The following is a 13,797-nucleotide window of genomic DNA, read 5'->3' on the forward strand; positions in this document are numbered from 1 at the left end:
CTGTTTTAGCTCTTTTTTATTAACAATTGATGTGCATATTCGCGCGCCCATTGATCCGCTTCTAATATGGCGTCTAATGAAGGATCTTTTATGTTATGATGAGCTTCAATTGTTTTGTAGATTGTTTTTTCAATATCGAAAAAGGTAATTTCATTTTTTAGGAATAGTGCATTTGCAATTTCATTTGCTGCATTTAATACAGCAGGAGTTGTACCGCCAATTTTCCCACATTCATATGCGTATTGTAGACAAGGGAACTTCTTTAAATCTGGTTTTTCAAAATGTAAGCTACCGATTTCTAATAAATTTAACTTTTCATAGGAAGAAGGTAGCCGAGTAGGGTAGTGAAACGCATATTGAATTGGCATTCTCATATCAGGGGCACCGAGCTGCGCTATAACTGATCCGTCAATGAACTCCACTAAAGAGTGAATGATACTTTCTTTATGAATCATAACATTAATTTTTTCATAAGGAATATCAAATAGCCATCTCGCTTCCATTACTTCAAAACCTTTATTCATTAACGTAGCAGAATCAATCGTTAGTTTTGCACCCATTAGCCAGTTTGGGTGTTTTAAAGCATCCTTCGCTTGTAATGTTTTCATTTCTTCACGTGTTTTATCACGAAAAGCACCGCCAGAAGCTGTAACAATTAATTTTTCAATTTCCTTATTATTTTCTCCGTTTAAACATTGGAAAATAGCTGAATGTTCGCTATCAACTGGAATTAAACGACATCCGTTTTGTTTCGCGAGTTCAGTTACGATATGTCCAGCTGCAACCAAAGTTTCTTTATTAGCAATGGCGATATCTTTCTTCGCTTTTAATGCTTCAATTGTTGGGAGTAATCCCGAAACACCAACGACGGAACTTAATACAAGATTTGAATCAGGGTGAGTAGCTACCGCAATTAAACCGTCAGTTCCATATGTAATTTTTGTGTTGGTTGAAATACGCGTACGAAGCGTGTCCGCTAATTCTTTTGTCGCAACGCTTACAATGCGAGGTTGAAACGTTTCGATTTGTTGTTCAAGAAGATCAATATTATAATTTGCGGTTAAACCGACGATTTTAAAATGTTCAGGATGGGCTGAAACGACATCTAATGCAGATGTGCCAATGGATCCTGTTGAACCTAAAATAGATATATATTTTACCATGAAAAAACCTCCAAAGTTGTTTCGAGTATTTCTGCAAACCTATATATTATTGGACAAGTAAAGTGGAAATTCCTGCTATATAAAACGGGAAATTTAGGTTTATTTGAAAGTTAAATGTGATAAACTGTAAAAAATAACGAAAAGCAATGAAAGAGAAGAGTACATATTCGAAACTTTGCAGAGAGCTGATGTGTGGTGGAAATCAGTAAGGGATGAATATGGAATGGGCTCCGGAGCTTCTAGCTGAAATGAGTAGGCAAAGACGGTTACTTCACGTTACGAAGTTGAAGCGAGCTATGAATGATAGCTAATGAAGGTGGTACCGCGGGAGTCTCTCGTCCTTTTTAAGGATGAGGGGCTCTTTTTATTTTGAGAAAGGAGGAGTTAGGTTGAGTGAAAAAATAATGTTAACAGGAATTAAGCCGACAGGTTATCCGCATTTAGGGAATTATATTGGTGCGATTAAACCTGCACTGCAAATGTCAAAGAGTAATGAAGGAAAAGCATTGTATTTTATAGCCGATTATCATGCATTAAATGCTGTACATGATCCAAGTCAGTTTAGTAGTTATACGAAAGAGGTAGCAGCTACTTGGTTATCACTCGGACTTGGTGAAGATGTTATTTTTTACAGGCAAACAGAAGTACCAGAGATTTTAGAATTAGCTTGGATATTAGCTTGTCTAACTCCGAAAGGGCATATGAACCGTGCTCATGCGTATAAAGCGAAGGTAGAGCAAAATAAAGAAGCGGGGTTAGAAGTCGATGCAGGAGTGAATATGGGATTATATACGTACCCGATTTTAATGGCGGCTGATATATTATTATTTCAAGCAACTCATGTACCTGTCGGAAAAGATCAAATTCAGCATATTGAAATAGCGCGTGATATTGCGGCGTATTTTAATCATACATTTGGCATGATGTTTACGCTTCCAGAGTATGTCATACAAGAAGAAGGTACCATATTACCTGGCCTTGATGGAAGAAAAATGAGTAAAAGTTACGGAAATGTAATCCCGTTATTTGCTGAACAAGAAAAACTACGAAAGTTAATATTTAAAATCAAAACAGATTCTTCACTTCCAAATGAACCGAAAGAACTAGAAACGTTATTTACGATATATAAAGAATTTGCGACGAAAGATGAAATGCAGTCGATGCGTGAAAAGTATGAAACTGGCATTGGATGGGGCGATGTGAAAAAAGAGTTGTTTCGCGTTGTAGACCGCGAATTAGCTGGCCCCCGTGAGAAATATGAGGTGTATATGAATGAGCCGAATTTATTATACGAAGCGTTAGAAAAAGGTGCTGAGCGGGCAAGAGAAATCGCGAAGGTAAATTTAGCAGAAATAAAGAAACGGATTGGATTTGAGAGGGAACGTTAAGCGTTCCCTTGTTTTTGTCGGTAATCAGTAACAATCCTCTCAATAACAGAAGGAAGGTTACTAGGTAACTCATCAAGTGAAAAGAAGCGCAGTTCTTTCGATTCCGTTTGGTCGCATACAAGCTCACCGTGGAACTCGCGGCAAATGTAAACAACGAGTACACCGTGTACTTGATCGCCGTTTGGATAGATTTGAAAGAAATCAGGTCCTGAGTATGTACGGAATAGTTCTGGATTTTTAATGATTAGTCCCGTTTCTTCATATACTTCTCGCTTTAAAGCGTCTTCTAACGTTTCGTTATATTCTAAGGCGCCGCCAATAATGCCCCAGCGGTTAAAATCTGTACGAAGCTGCAGTAATATTTCATTTTTCTCATTTAATATAATGGCGTGTGAGCCAATTAAAATAAGTGGTTGATTGCCTACTAGATTTCTTATGTCTTCAATGTATCCCATAGTTGTTCTCCTTATAATTAATAATAATTAGAAAGTTCTTTCAACATCCTTTCTGTTTTACGTGCTGTATAGGCTAAGTTATGATCATCTTTCGTTCTGAAAAATAATGTGCGTAAAAAGGTTTTAATGTTAGCACATAAAATACAATACTCATTAAGCGAAAGGCGTTTTCTAATTTGAGGAAGCCTTTTTATTTTTTTATGAATAATAGAGACTAACTCATCTTGCGGAAAGTCATGATACAGCATTGCTAGTAACGGCGTAATAATGCGTTCGTCTTCGTTATTATGAAAAAGATCGGAGGGGATAAAAATTTTATTTAATAAACAATGAATTAATTCCCCGTACCATTCAAAGGTCGTATAGGAGTTGTGAACAATTTCAGTAAAGGCATCTGATACGTGGGCAAGACAATGAGCCCATCCTTTATGTTCAATATAGCCTCGAAAATCCGTTTCTAAGTTTGTATATGAAATGAGTTTGTTTTTTATTTCTTCAATATCCTCCTCTGTGAAAAAGTAGTGCGAGTTAGCGAATTGGAGTATTAGCGCAATTAATGAAACAGTGTAAGAACGTGTGAAAACCCCATCTGTATGTGGGGAGTGAATGTCACAATATAAATACTCATCACTTAAACAAGTATGTAAAAGTAATTTCAGCTGATCATCCATAAGGAATTCATGATGAATGAAATAGGAAAAGCATTTATATATAAGTTGGTAACGAACATAACTATCAGTCGTTCCGACATACTGAAGCATATTAAGTGTTAACTCATTAATATCTATATGTTGCAGTTGCGTATAGTCATTTTGTTGTATAAGCTCTAACTGTTGTTGCAATGCTGTAATATCCAATGGAGAACCTCCTCCGCACTTTAAAGATGCGATGTTTTCTAGTATTCTATATATTCAAGGACAATCCTGCTCATGCAAGGAGAACAAGTAGAAATTCTAGGATGATATAGATGAGGGAAGTATATGATGACTATAGAACAGTTAGAAAAACATTTTAAAATAAGAAGAAATGCTTCTTCTATTATGATAAAAGAAAATAATGCAGAGCCTTTTACAGAAGAGCAATTAAAGGAAATCATGCAGTATTGCGTTACTGAGGCTGAAAAAGAGGGAATAGAAAATTTACATTTTGAGATTTCTTCAAAAAGTCCAAATTATGATGTGTATAAAAAATGCTTCGGAACGTATGCATTTGAATATATTACTGAAAATATGATTGTGTTTAAGGATATATATGAAGTAGAAGATGTAGAAAGTGAGATTGATTTTAAGCTTATTGAAGAGATTGGCGAAGGCGTTTTTTACTCACTGTGGAATGAAGTGACGGGAGAACAAATCGATTATGATCAATTTGTAAATATGATGTTGCAAGAAATTGGTGAGCAATGGAAAGAACATTGTTTAACAGCGAGTATCAATGAAGAGCCGATAGGAATTGTAATCCCGCATATTGAGAGAGGTACTTTAGAAGAAGGAAAACTCATGTATTTCGCAGTCGCTCCAAATATGCGAAATAAAGGGTATGGAGCAGCATTCTTTACAGGAGCAATGTTTGTCTTAAAAGAAATAGGTGCATCTTATTATATTGGCGAGACAAATGTACAAAATGAATGGATGAAGGATGTTTTTGAAAAGAACGGATGTCAGTTGTTAAGTTCTACTGAGCGATATGTGAGGAAGTTTTAGGAGGATGAATGGTGTATACTCTCGAACTCGTATAGCGGGAGGGGACTATATATGTTAAAGCAATCCATGCATTCATTCGTTTTACTGTATCCACATGTATTGTTAGAGAATTGGAAAGTTGAAAAGGTTTCAGAACGTTATGAAGGTGAAAAGTGGGAAACTTTTTGGCTTCAGGTTGTTACTCCAACTGGAATGTTTCGGATAAAAGAGTTTTTTCTAGATATAATGGAGCCAGTATTTCCAGATAGTTGTATTTCTCAAGCAAAAGGAGATTGTTTTCAATATAAATGGCTTGTGTATTGGAAAGGTGTAAATTATAAAGGAAAAGAAAGTTACGTTACATCTCGATGGAAAACACAAATTGAAGTTTCTGTTGATAGCGGATATATAAACCAAGATGAAATGGAACGATTTCTAATTGAATTACAACCGGTAAATATGGAGCTTGCGAAAAGGATATTACATACACCATTTCACTTATTAAGCTTTCAAGCGAAGAGAGGTGAAATGGGTGAGATAGGAAGATGTCGTGAGTGGAATGCTCCTGAAGACGTATCCTATGTTAAATTATCAATTCATGAAAAGTTAAGTTGGAAACTTGAATCAGTTGGTTTCGGAAATGATGAAATACAGTATGTATACTGGGATGAAGATAGTAAACTATATGCACTTTGGGTTTGTCGGCATAAAAACAAAGCGTACTATCTTGTTTCTTCTTGGACAATGAATTATGGCCCAAAACAAATTATAAATGGATTAGAGTTTTATTCGCACCCTGATCGCGGGACAGTTGTATATGAAGATTTAGGTGATGAACAAATTACATACGTATTTCGAGGGAATCCGTGTACAACTTATGAACAAGTAAAAGAACTTCTTGCCTATTTGTAAGATAAAAAGAAAAATGAGAACGACAAAATAGATATTTCTATAATACAATAAAGAAAGATTCGATTATATAAGAAAGCGTTGGTGAAAGAATGGAGCAGCAAAGAAATTGGTTACAAGCGACTGTAGAAAGAAATGAAGATAATACGTTATATATAAAGTGGGAAAATAATATAGAAGAAGTTCGTATTTACTGGAGTACTTCACCAGAGCATATTGAAGAAACTGGAGAATTATTTGCAACGATAAATGGAGAGTCATCATGTACAATTGAAAACCGGAGTGAAAATGAGCGTCCATATTTTAGACTAGTAGGAAGTAATGGACAAGCAGTGACAGTAGCTGAGCGTAGATTGCCATTACAAGGGGCGTTTAACTTCCGTGATATGGGAGGATATGAAACGACTGAAGGCCGTAAAGTAAAATGGGGCAAGTTGTACCGTTCTGAAGAATTAGCAGGGCTAACAGAATGGGATATCGACTATTTACAAAAGTCTGGCTTAAAGTTAATTTGTGACTACCGTACAGACTTTGAAGTAAAGCATAAGCCAAATCCTGAGATTACAGGTGCTCGTCAAGTGTGCCTACCAGTTATGCAAGATTTAGCGAAAGACTTAAACATAAATGAATTTTTCCAAGTTGGTGACCTTTCCATGTTAGGGAAGCCAGGTGAGTATCTTGTGAAAATGAATCAAGATTTCGTAAGTGGTAATGAAGCATTCGTGAGCTTCTTAAACTTAGCGCAAAATCCAGAAAACTTACCGCTAGTAAACCACTGTACAGCTGGAAAAGATCGTACAGGATTTGGATCGGCATTATTATTACTTTTACTAGGTGTACCAGAAAAAACAGTAATGGAAGATTACTTACTAAGTAACGGCTTCCGTGAAAAGTTAAATGAAAAAATGATGGCCTTTTTAGGTGCGAAATTACAAAACGATGAAAGTAGAGCGATATTAGGTGCGATGTTTGAAGCGCGCGCTGAATATTTACAAGCTGCGATTGATGAAGTGAAAAAGCAATACGGTTCAGTTGAAGCGTATGCTGAAAAAGCACTTGGCTTTACGAAAGAGTCGCTAGAAGAAATGAAAGTGTTATTGCTAGAAGAGAAATAAGAAGGAGGGAGGCTAATTGGATTAGCCTCCTTTTCTATTATGAAATTTTTCGTTGCCTTATTATTCCTATGATAATTGGAATAACTGTCCCAATTAACAATATCGGTAAAAATAATTTTCCGAAACCGCCGCTCCAATCTAGAGCGATTGAAATGGTTTCAAATTGGATGAAAGCAAAAATAAGCAAACAGACATTTTTTAATTGATTTAGCATTTTTCTGCTGTTTAAATAAAACTGTTTAGCATTCGATTCATTCAGTCTTTGTGGATAGTTATGTACTTCTGGAAACTTCTCTAAAGTTTGCATTAAAAGGAGTATGAATAGCCCTATTCCTGGCAGAAGTAAAAGTTCCCACTTTGATCCCCAGCGATCTACAGCCCCATATGCATTATAATGTGCGGGCACTTCCTCAGGTAATTTTCCCCAAATGATGATTAAAAAAATGATTGATCCAAAGAACAATGAATATCCAATGATATCTCCAATCCATTCACTTTTTGTTTTTGGGATTTGTACTTTAGGTCTTTCCCACGAATTTACTATGTTTTTCCGCCCCTTTCTATTCCTGTATTACCTTTTAAAAAATTGGATTCATTATCCAAATTATCTCAAATATATAGTATTTTCACAATTAATTATTTTTGAATAACATGACTAGTGTGCCGTAAACAACTGTAAGATTTCTATACAGCTACTATTCGTAAAGGGAAAAAGTTCGACTTAAGAGACAATTAATGAGAAAATACAAGTTGTAAATAACGTACTAGTTGAGGAGATTATAATGAAATATAAAATTATATTATTCGACGTAGATGATACATTATTAGATTTTCCTGAAACGGAAAGAAATGCATTGCATAACGCGTTTGTACAGTTCGGGATGCCTACAGGGTATAATGATTATCTTGCAAGTTATAAAGAGATTAGTAATGGATTATGGAGAGACTTAGAAAATAAAATGATTACGCTAAGTGAATTAGCGGTAGATCGATTTAGACAATTATTTGCCCTTCATAATATAGAAGTAGATGCACAGCAATTTAGTGATGTATACCTTGAAAACTTAGGGAAAGAAGTACACCTTATAGAAGGTACAGTGCAATTATGTGAGAAACTACAAGATTGCAAGTTAGGTATTATTACGAATGGATATACGAAGGTGCAACAATCGAGAATTGGAAATTCGCCTTTATGTAATTTCTTTGATCATATTATTATTTCAGAAGAGGTTGGTCATCAAAAACCAGCACGTGAGATTTTTGATTATGCATTTGAAAAGTTTGGGATTACTGATAAATCAAGTGTACTAATGATTGGAGATTCGCTAACTTCTGATATGAAAGGCGGAGAAGATTACGGCATTGATACGTGTTGGTATAATCCGAGTTTGAAAGAAAATAGGGCAGATGTTAAGCCGACTTATGAAGTGGAGAGCCTGCTACAAATTTTAGAAATTGTGGAAGTGGCGGAAGAAAAGGTAGCTTCATTTTAATTGTGTTGATATTTTTCGATAAGTCGATATATCGAAAAAATCGTTGATATAATTTGAGTTGCGGCCAATAGGTAGGATAGGTGTAATAACTAGAGGTGAGTAAAGAATGTTAACGTTTTTATTTGAGTTAGACAAGGCTATTCCGCAGAAGGATGAGCCAAAGTATGATGCTTATACAAAGGGCTTTATTGAAGGGGATTTAACGATTCGCGTTAGTGACAGCGTACTTTTTCAGAAGTCATGTATGAAGGTCGCAGAGCTCGGCATTTATTTAGGACAGTGGATGGAACAAGTACAACACGGTCAAAACGCACATATGAATTATGAAACGAGTGACCGTGAGGAAGTAATTCTCGGATTCTTTTATGAAGAGGACGATCAGTGGAAAGTTTCTTCCAGTTGGCAACAATTTGAACTTCAAGAGCGTATATCTACGACAGCATTAGTAGAGAGCGTCGGGCGTTATTTATATGAGCTGAATAAGGAACTGCGCGCGATAGAATATCCTGTGACGTTTGATCAGTACTTAAGAGGAGAGCGAATGATGCAGCTTTCTTACAAACGACTGTGTGATAGTAAAGCGGATACGACGTCGATAGAAGTTTACAATGAAAGCGAAAGAGTAGGCGCAGTACGGGGCTATTATAAAAATACGTTGATGAAAGTGCTAGACTTTATTCCGAAGGTTGGTAGTAATATCATTTACGAAATAAAGGATAGTAAGGACAATATTCGCGTCATTGCAAAGGATGTAAGTAGGCAGCGTCAAAGAAGGATTTTAGTAACGTACATTGATCATAATGATGCGAAGCATGAAATACTTGTATGTGACGGAAAGTTACTAGATGCAAATTTCCTATTTACCTTTATATATAAGACAGAAGAATATGTTGTTCACAAAACTACAATTGGGCTTGGGAAGTTATTACGAAACGGCTATGTAATTGCAGATTGGAATATTCGTCTAGAGGAAGATATGTATGATATTGAGATGACTGTATATGATGAGGGTTATATAGAGGATCAATACTTATTATTAGGCGTATTTCATGCTGTTTTGTATGGGTGATTAATGAGAAATACCGGTGTTCTTTGTGAAAAGAATGACGGTATTTTTCATTAATCCTCAAAAATAAAAATCTCATCAATCGTACTATGCAGTGCCTTCGCTATATCGTGAGCAAGCTGCAAGGAAGGGTTATATTTTCCTTTTTCGAGATGGCTAATTGTTTCACGGCGTACACCAACAGTTTTCGCTAAATCTTCTTGTGTCATGTTCGATTTGGCGCGGTATTCTTTTATTTTCGTTACGAACGCCATGGCGCATCTTCCGTTGCATCAACAGGTTTATCGTAAAAGAATATAGAGAAGCCGAACGTAAGAATGAGTGTGCTGAAAATAAGAGCGATATCAATCTCTTGTAGCACCGGATTTGGAAATAACATTTCAATAAACATAATGATAGCGGTAGTTAGTAATGTAACGATAAAGGCATTACGGCACGATTTATTGACGATTTGCTCAAATAGTTCATCGTGTTGAACCGTTCTATACGTTGTAAAAAAGGAGAAGAAACAAAACATAGTAAACAATCCTTTTTCATAAAAAAAGCCAAGAAATCCGAAGAAACCGAGAAATCCTAAATATTTAATCCAAGTTGTTTTCACGATAGATTCTCCTTTCAATGTTAGAAAAAAATCACGTTATGTTATAAATATATCACATATAGAAATGTGTGGTAATAATAGTTTTCCAATTCTTTTCATAATAATAGTAAAAAGAGGAAATATACTGCGAAATAAAGAGGATAATATTGTAAAATGGTTGTAAGGAGGGGGAGGAAGGAATGCTAACTTGGATCATGATCGTTGTATTACTTGTAGTAATTACTGTAGTGGCAACGGTGTTAATTGGGCGGAATGGTGATGCGAATTATAGTAAAGCGACAAAAGGGAATATTAAACGGCTGACGATAATCTATATTTTACTGGCTGTCGTTTTAATCGTTGGATTAGGCGTGTATATTTATTTTAAAGGTTAAAAAAACTGAAAAAATATAAAAATCTAAAAATAGAAGTATGCTATAATATCAATATAGTTATTTGGTAATTAAGGAAAGGATTGGATGGAATGATTGAAATTACGAATGTGTCGAAAAGTTATAATGGGTCTACCTATGCAGTAAAAGATTTAAGTTTATCTGTGCCTAGCGGAGAAATCTTTGGATTTTTAGGACCGAATGGTGCGGGTAAATCAACGACAATTAAGATGATTACTGGTATTCATGGGGTGGACAAAGGAACGATTACGATTAACGGTAAAGATATTATGAAAAATCCGATGGAAGCGAAAAAGACGTTTGGTTATGTTCCAGATAGCCCAGATATGTTTTTACGATTAAAGGGAATTGAATATTTAAACTTTATGGCAGATATGTATGAAGTGCCGAAAGAAGTACGACAAGAGCGAATTGAGTCTTTAGCGAAGAAATTTGATCTTTACAATGCGTTATCGGATCAAATTCAAAGTTACTCGCACGGTATGAGACAAAAAATCGTTATTATTGGTGTGCTCGTGCATGAGCCAGATGTATGGATATTAGATGAACCGTTAACGGGGCTGGATCCGAAATCCGCATATATTTTAAAAGAAATGATGAGAGAACATGCGGATAAAGGAAAAATCGTATTTTTCTCGACACATGTATTAGAAGTGGCAGAAAAAATATGTGACCGCGTTGCAATTATTAATAAGGGAAATCTTCAGTTTAAAGGGAATTTAGATGAAATGAGAGATCATTTTAAATCCAATGAATCACTTGAAAAAATGTTCTTGGAGATGACGGGCAATGAGTAAAATTTGGACGTTAACGAAAGTATTATTGAAATTAAATTATGCAGATTTCATAACAGATAAGAAGAAGCGATGGGCGTATGTCTTTTCATTTGCAGCCATTTTATTTGTCGGCTTTTTAATATTTGGTTCGATGACGCACGGAATGTATGAAGGGATGAAACATTTAGGGCAAGACCCAGGGATGATTATCGCAATGGGACTTGCGATTGCGAGTATATGGGTATTTTTAATGAGTATAACGAACATTTTAACTGTATTTTATTATAGTAATGACATTGAAATGTTATTGCCATTACCATTGAAACCAGCCCAGATTATTTCGGCAAAATTTTTAACAGTATTAATTACACAATACGTAATGAGTTCATTTATTTTATTACCAATCTTTATTACGTACGGGTTAAAAAGTGGCGCATTTATTACATATTACATATACATGATTTTTATTTACTTACTTTTCCCGATTGTGCCGTTAGTATTAGCTTCCTTACTGATGACAGTTATTATGAGGTATACAAATATAGCGAAAAACAAAGATCGAGGCAATATATTTATTGGAATCGTAAGTATACTATTTATTGTAGGAATTAATGTATTTTTACAGTGGAAAAATAAAAGCTCGTTTTCTGAAGATGCACTTACGAATTATCTTGCGAACAACCAATCTTCACTTTTAGTACAAATGACTAATTATTTTCCAACTACATATTTTGGAGCAGTGGCATTAGTAGAAAATGCAAATTGGAAGGGTCCTTTATACGTAATCATCTTTGCACTTATTTCATTTGTATTCTTTGTGTTGTTTTATTACATTGCAGAGCGTACATATTTAAAAGGGGTTATTGGACTTTCAACGAGTACAGCAAAAAAAGAGGTTATTTCAGCAGAAGGTTTACAGAAATCAACGGTACAAAGTTCACATTTAAAAGCATATGTGAAAAAAGAATTTAAAACGTTATTCCGTACACCACAATTTTTCTTAAATTGTATCGTACAAACTTTCGTTATGCCGATTATGTTATTCTTTGTTTTATTCGTGCAAGATGGAAATTTAAAGTGGATCACAGGGTATATTGATAATCCAAAATCAGCAGGACTTGCAATTGGCGTTGGTCTTTGTGCATCGCTATTTTTAATGGGAAGTAATGTTATCGCAACAACATCATTTTCACGAGATGGAAGTTCATGGTTTGTGAATCGTTATTTGCCAGTAAAAGCTTCGGATATCTTTTTTGCAAAAGCGATCACTGCTTGGTTAATTAATGTGTTCATTTTAGCAGTATTCGGTATTACGATGGCAGTTGTTGCAGGAGTTTCACCAGTCTTCATGATTCTTTGGTTTTTACTAAGTGCGAACGGGTTATTGTTAATTAATTTAATCGGTACACGCTGGGATGCACAAACTGCAGATATACATTGGGATACAGAGCAGAAATTATTTAAGAGCCGCTATACAACTTTGTGGAATTTTTTAGCTAATATCTTTATAGCTTTAGTTATTGTAGCGGGAGTAAGTTTATTATACTTCTTCCTTCAAGTCGGACTGTGGGTTATGTTTATTGTTTTATTTGTATTGTTTACCATTGCCAATTATATTTTAATTAAAGTGTTAAAATTAGGTGCAGAACGCATATTGGCAAATATTGAATAAAAAGATAGATCCTCTGTATTCGTGCAGGGGATTTATCCATAGATGGAGGAGAAAAGGTGAAGAAAATAGCAATTGTAACAGGGGCAACTCGTCTGAATGGAATTGGTGCAGCTGTATGCAAGGTGCTTGCTCAAGAAGGGATAGACATTTTTTTCACGTACTGGTCTCAGTATGATAAAGCGATGCCGTGGGGAATGCATGACAAAGAGCCCTTTTTGTTAAAAGAGGAGATTGAAAGTTTAGGTGTTCGATGTGAAATGGCAGAAATCAATTTATCGCAGTCATATTCGCCAAATCGTTTGTTTTATATGGTCTCAGAACGTTTAGGTGATCCATCTATTTTAATTAATAATGCAGCGTATGCTACTCATACGAGAATTGAAGAATTAAATGTAGAACAGTTAGATAAACATTATACAGTGAACGTCCGCGCTACTATGTTATTAAGCTCGTTATTTATAAAACATTATGCACTGAAAACGAGTGGCAGTATTATTAACCTTACTTCAGGGCAGTCGTTAGGCCCGATGCCAGATGAATTAGCATACGTAGCGACGAAAGGAGCAATTGAAGCATTTACAAAATCAGTAGCACCAGTTGCGATGGAGAAGGGGATTACAGTAAATGCAGTTGATCCTGGGCCGACGAATACAGGATGGATTACAGAGGAGCTGAAGCATCATTTAGTATGGAAGTTCCCGCAAGGTAAAGTAGGGGAACCGTCGGATGCAGCACGCTTAATTTCTTTTTTAGTAAGTGAAGAAGCAAAATGGATTACAGGGCAAGTCATACATTCAAATGGTGGTTACTCATAAATATATTATGTTAACAATTGTTGAGAAACAAAAAAATGAAAGAAAATTTTATTTTTTTATTTAAATAAAATGTCAGTAAAGATAAAAATTTGATAGGAGAGTATATCGTCATATGAAGATAGTAATTCTTTATGTGACAATATACTCTTTTTCTTTTGCTAGAGCGGAGAAAAATGAAGTAGAAGAAACTCGAATGTTCAAATAGGTTTATCGTTTTTTGTACGTATTATTATGAAGATTACTGTCGGAAAGATGGTAATTCATGTGAAA

General features: G+C 35.2%; 16 protein-coding genes and 1 other annotated feature. Of the genes, 10 read left to right on the plus strand and 6 right to left on the minus strand.

Annotated features, from left to right (window positions below; genetic code table 11):
- Positions 1-5 precede the first annotated feature (5 nt).
- The gene (locus MR115_RS16325; RefSeq protein ID WP_242241990.1) at positions 6-1,163 is read right to left on the minus strand and encodes a 1-deoxy-D-xylulose-5-phosphate reductoisomerase; all 1,158 of its coding nucleotides are present in this window, start codon (positions 1,161-1,163) and stop codon (positions 6-8) included.
- A 137-nt stretch (positions 1,164-1,300) separates the two neighbouring features.
- Positions 1,301-1,509: a binding site (T-box leader), on the plus strand.
- 4 nt (positions 1,510-1,513) lie between these two features.
- Between MR115_RS16325 and MR115_RS16330 the strand changes: the two genes are divergently transcribed.
- The gene (locus tag MR115_RS16330) at positions 1,514-2,551 is read left to right on the plus strand and encodes a tryptophan--tRNA ligase (protein ID WP_242241991.1); all 1,038 of its coding nucleotides are present in this window, start codon (positions 1,514-1,516) and stop codon (positions 2,549-2,551) included.
- On the opposite strand, the gene MR115_RS16335 is transcribed toward MR115_RS16330, so the two are convergent.
- Together MR115_RS16335 and MR115_RS16340 are read right to left on the minus strand one after the other, a co-directional pair.
- A complete protein-coding gene (locus tag MR115_RS16335; protein ID WP_242241992.1) occupies positions 2,548-3,006 on the minus strand; it encodes an NUDIX hydrolase in 459 nt (152 codons plus the stop codon). The genes MR115_RS16330 and MR115_RS16335 overlap by 4 nt on opposite strands.
- Before the next feature lie 17 nt (positions 3,007-3,023).
- The gene (locus MR115_RS16340; RefSeq protein ID WP_242241993.1) at positions 3,024-3,863 is read right to left on the minus strand and encodes a DUF2785 domain-containing protein; all 840 of its coding nucleotides are present in this window, start codon (positions 3,861-3,863) and stop codon (positions 3,024-3,026) included.
- Between the two features lie 123 nt (positions 3,864-3,986).
- Between MR115_RS16340 and MR115_RS16345 the strand changes: the two genes are divergently transcribed.
- From MR115_RS16345 to MR115_RS16355, 3 genes are all read left to right on the plus strand, one after another.
- On the plus strand, positions 3,987-4,709 hold the full coding sequence (locus MR115_RS16345; protein WP_242241994.1) for a GNAT family N-acetyltransferase: 723 nt from the start codon (positions 3,987-3,989) through the stop codon (positions 4,707-4,709).
- Positions 4,710-4,760: 51 nt separating this feature from the next.
- A complete protein-coding gene (locus tag MR115_RS16350; protein ID WP_242241995.1) occupies positions 4,761-5,600 on the plus strand; it encodes a hypothetical protein in 840 nt (279 codons plus the stop codon).
- Between the two features lie 89 nt (positions 5,601-5,689).
- Positions 5,690-6,712: a tyrosine-protein phosphatase gene (locus MR115_RS16355; RefSeq protein WP_242241996.1), complete on the plus strand. Its 1,023-nt coding sequence runs from the start codon at positions 5,690-5,692 to the stop codon at positions 6,710-6,712.
- A 37-nt stretch (positions 6,713-6,749) separates the two neighbouring features.
- On the opposite strand, the gene MR115_RS16360 is transcribed toward MR115_RS16355, so the two are convergent.
- A complete protein-coding gene (locus MR115_RS16360) occupies positions 6,750-7,175 on the minus strand; it encodes a DUF1648 domain-containing protein (RefSeq protein ID WP_081110311.1) in 426 nt (141 codons plus the stop codon).
- A gap of 319 nt (positions 7,176-7,494) precedes the next feature.
- On the opposite strand from MR115_RS16360, the gene MR115_RS16365 reads away from it, so the two are divergent.
- Entirely contained in the window at positions 7,495-8,205 is a 711-nt protein-coding gene (locus MR115_RS16365; RefSeq protein ID WP_242241997.1) for a YjjG family noncanonical pyrimidine nucleotidase, read from the plus strand.
- A gap of 106 nt (positions 8,206-8,311) precedes the next feature.
- Entirely contained in the window at positions 8,312-9,274 is a 963-nt protein-coding gene (locus tag MR115_RS16370) for a tubby C-terminal domain-like protein (protein ID WP_242241998.1), read from the plus strand.
- Positions 9,275-9,324: 50 nt separating this feature from the next.
- Here MR115_RS16370 and MR115_RS16375 read toward each other — a convergent pair whose 3' ends face one another.
- Together MR115_RS16375 and MR115_RS16380 are read right to left on the minus strand one after the other, a co-directional pair.
- A complete protein-coding gene (locus MR115_RS16375; RefSeq protein ID WP_061678929.1) occupies positions 9,325-9,525 on the minus strand; it encodes a helix-turn-helix transcriptional regulator in 201 nt (66 codons plus the stop codon).
- Positions 9,513-9,872, minus strand: coding sequence for a DUF3796 domain-containing protein (locus MR115_RS16380; RefSeq protein ID WP_242241999.1), 360 nt, complete (start codon positions 9,870-9,872; stop codon positions 9,513-9,515). Before MR115_RS16380 ends, MR115_RS16375 begins: the two co-directional genes overlap by 13 nt.
- Before the next feature lie 179 nt (positions 9,873-10,051).
- Here MR115_RS16380 and MR115_RS16385 point away from each other — a divergent pair, with 179 nt between their 5' ends.
- The 4 genes from MR115_RS16385 to MR115_RS16400 all read left to right on the plus strand — a co-directional run bounded on the left by MR115_RS16385 (position 10,052) and on the right by MR115_RS16400 (position 13,527).
- Positions 10,052-10,246: a hypothetical protein gene (locus MR115_RS16385; protein ID WP_061680295.1), complete on the plus strand. Its 195-nt coding sequence runs from the start codon at positions 10,052-10,054 to the stop codon at positions 10,244-10,246.
- A gap of 89 nt (positions 10,247-10,335) precedes the next feature.
- Positions 10,336-11,061 (plus strand): ABC transporter ATP-binding protein, encoded by a 726-nt coding sequence (locus MR115_RS16390; protein WP_000570199.1) that lies wholly within the window; start codon positions 10,336-10,338, stop codon positions 11,059-11,061.
- Entirely contained in the window at positions 11,054-12,712 is a 1,659-nt protein-coding gene (locus MR115_RS16395) for a putative ABC transporter permease subunit (RefSeq protein WP_242242000.1), read from the plus strand. Before MR115_RS16390 ends, MR115_RS16395 begins: the two co-directional genes overlap by 8 nt.
- Before the next feature lie 56 nt (positions 12,713-12,768).
- The gene (locus MR115_RS16400) at positions 12,769-13,527 is read left to right on the plus strand and encodes an SDR family oxidoreductase (protein WP_063261509.1); all 759 of its coding nucleotides are present in this window, start codon (positions 12,769-12,771) and stop codon (positions 13,525-13,527) included.
- Positions 13,528-13,797: the final 270 nt, after the last annotated feature.

This window comes from Bacillus cereus group sp. BfR-BA-01309 (genome assembly GCF_022664315.1).
Taxonomy (GTDB): Bacteria; Bacillota; Bacilli; order Bacillales; family Bacillaceae_G; genus Bacillus_A; species Bacillus_A mobilis.